The organism is Ferruginibacter sp. (assembly GCF_014377975.1).
Classification (GTDB): domain Bacteria; phylum Bacteroidota; class Bacteroidia; order Chitinophagales; family Chitinophagaceae; genus Ferruginibacter.
On the sequence record NZ_JACMOO010000258.1, the window covers coordinates 1 to 1,632 of the forward strand.

Annotated in this window: 2 protein-coding genes; both read left to right on the forward strand. The window is 36.5% G+C overall.

Annotated elements, in window-relative coordinates; genetic code table 11:
• On the forward strand, positions 1–539 hold a 539-nt coding region (locus H7254_RS13740), incomplete at its 5' end, for a hypothetical protein (RefSeq protein WP_301933509.1).
• A 2-nt stretch (positions 540–541) separates the two neighbouring features.
• On the forward strand, positions 542–1,632 hold a 1,091-nt coding region (locus tag H7254_RS13745), incomplete at its 3' end, for a type IIL restriction-modification enzyme MmeI (RefSeq protein ID WP_301933510.1).

A 1,632-nucleotide genomic window follows, 5' to 3' on the forward strand; every position in this document is an offset into this window, starting at 1 on the left:
AAAAGGAAGGAGTTATTGTTTATAGCCGTACCGCTGAAGACAATGATGTACTTGCGTGGATGGACAATAAAGGGAACGTGTTGACCCAGTCGCAACTAACCATTCTAAAAGCAGCACAATGCAATGCCGACACCAAGCCCTTGCATAAGATAGAGAACCATCATGAATTGGTGAAGAAGGCAATTGATTTTATTAAGGATGATGAAAAAAACACCGGTGGTACTTTAGGTAAAAAAACAGGTGTAAAATACCGTTGCTATATGAGGCTCGACAGGTATTGTAAAGAGTATCAAAATTCTCTTTTTGTTACTGAGGAATTAAAAAAAGCAATTGATGATATTTATAAGTATCCCTTAAAAGAGTTTGCAAGGGAAACTTTGAACAGGCAGTTGAAAGCGGGTATCTCCGACGATCAATTGGCCTCATTAGTTATTTCATTAAGGGAAGAAGATAAGCTGGCTATTGTTAATGAAGAGGATCAACCTTTTAAAGAACCACAGATTATTTGTTCATTAGGTCTATCAAACAATACTAACTGATTATGCCATTAACCAAAACACTGTTTGCACAATATATCCGGGCTTTTAAGTTTCGTGATTTATTCAACGATTTGGGTTGGAACAACGATAGTACTATTCAACCTATTATTGTTGATACCGAAACCTTCATTTTACGAAGTGTAGCGGTGAAAAGTGGGTTTAAAATCCTCGTGTGTGCCCCTGATAAAGCTGGGCAGATACCTGACTATAATATTCGCAAGAAAATTGAAACCAAAGTAACCAAACTGTTCCAGGAGCACCTCATTATTTTCATTGATGCTAAAGAGAAAGAGCAGGTTTGGCAATTGGTATTGAAACAAACAGGTAAGCCTGCTAAAGTCACGGATACAAGGTATGCGCTGCACCAGGATCCGGAATTGTTATACCAGCGGGTTTCAGGATTATTTTTTGAATTGGATGAAGAAGAGAATATCACTATTGTTGATGTAACCAAGCGGGTGGCTGATAACTTCCACCAAAATGCCGAGCGGGTTACAAAGCAATTTTATGAACGTTTTAAAAAAGAGCACCTTTCTTTTTATGCCTTTATAAAAGGTATTGACGACCATATAGACGACTGGAATAAGAAAAAGAAAAAAGCTGATGCAAGCCAGGAAAACAAAGCCAAACAATGGTATGTTTCACTTATGCTCAACCGGCTAATGTTCTGCTATTTTATTCAGAAAAAAGGATTTCTGGATAAAAATAAAAATTACCTAAGGGAGAAACTGAAAGATTGTAAACAGAAAAAAGGCAAGGATAAATTTTATTCCTTTTATAGAAATTTCTTGCTGGTACTATTTCATGAGGGTTTAAATGAACCGGAAAGAAGAAAAATAATTAAAGACGAAATTGGTATTATTCCTTATTTAAACGGAGGCTTGTTCGATGAGCATGAACTTGAGAAAGAACATAAGGAAATTGAAATAGACGACAAGGCGTTTGAACGCATTTTTGATTTCTTTGATGAATATGAGTGGCATTTGGATACAAGGCAACACTCTACAGGTAAAGATATTAACCCCGATGTTATAGGGTACATTTTTGAAAAGTACATTAACGACAGGGCACAAATGGGTGCCTATTACACCAA